Here is a 1110-nt window from a genome sequence, read left to right on the forward strand (position 1 = left end):
ACCCGCGACCCTCGGTACCACAAACCGATGCTCTAACCAACTGAGCTACAACCACCATTTGCTTAGCGGTGGCAAATATACAACATAAGTTTACTTCTGCAAATATTTTTTTTAAAAAATTACAGCAAATTTACATCAAATCTCCTAAACTATTGACTGCCAAATATCTTTCAACAGTAAAACCTTCACCAAATTCAACCCCTACTAACCGTCCCAAATCTCTAGAACGATAATTCAGACTTTCTAAGAAGTTTTTACTAGTGATTGGCGATTCCGGTTCTTTGGAATTTGCATCATAAAACTGCGAGCGATAAGCCAAAATAGATTCAATTTTCTTATCGGTAAAACCGGTAATATCGACAACAAAATCTGGCTCTATGTTTTTCCACTGAATATAATGATACACTAATTTTGGCCTCCAAGCAGCTTGACCTTCGCCATCAACTGTAGTTTCTATTTTTCTCAATCCCGATAAAAAACAAGCATCCGAAACCAATTTACTTCCCTTTCCATGATCGATGTGACGGTCGTCAATGGCATTACACAATACAATTTCTGGTTGATATTTGCGAATCATTTTTATGATTTCCAATTGGTGCTTTTCGTCATTTACAAAAAAACCATCGCGCATTTCCAGATTTTCCCGTACCGAAACTCCTAGAATTTTTGCAGCAGCATTTGCTTCCTCATCCCTAATTTCAGCCGAACCACGCGTTCCTAATTCACCACGAGTCAAATCAACAATTCCCACGGTTTTCCCTAAGGAGATTTCTTTTAGAATAGTTCCCGCACAACCCAATTCGACATCATCAGGATGCGCTCCAAAAGCAAGTATGTCTAATTTCATATTTTTTATTATTACTATTCTGTTATCTATTTCGTGTAAACTTTCGTCTATAACACCTTTTTCATTGTCATTGATTTATTGATGCTTTCGCTCCATTCCTTTTCCGGAATACTGTCTTTTGTGATGCCGCAACCCATATACAAATACGCCTTGATCATTGCTAGTTCCGAATTAACCTCAATTTGCATACAGCGCAAATTTACAAACAAATCAGAACTTACGGAATCTGTTGCAAAACTGCTGTTCAACTCCCCTAAAAAACC

Annotated in this window: 2 protein-coding genes; both read right to left on the reverse strand. The window is 37.7% G+C overall.

Translation table 11 applies throughout. From position 1 onward, the window contains the following. Positions 1 to 130 precede the first annotated feature (130 nt). A complete protein-coding gene (gene bshB1 / locus AB674_RS21550; RefSeq protein WP_039107954.1) occupies positions 131 to 847 on the reverse strand; it encodes a bacillithiol biosynthesis deacetylase BshB1 in 717 nt (238 codons plus the stop codon). 47 nt (positions 848 to 894) lie between these two features. After that, positions 895 to 1110, reverse strand: a 216-nt coding sequence (locus AB674_RS21555; RefSeq protein WP_047779353.1) for a chorismate-binding protein, incomplete at its 5' end; no start/stop codon positions are given.

The organism is Flavobacterium sp. ABG, from assembly GCF_001027725.1.
GTDB lineage: Bacteria > Bacteroidota > Bacteroidia > Flavobacteriales > Flavobacteriaceae > Flavobacterium > Flavobacterium cupriresistens.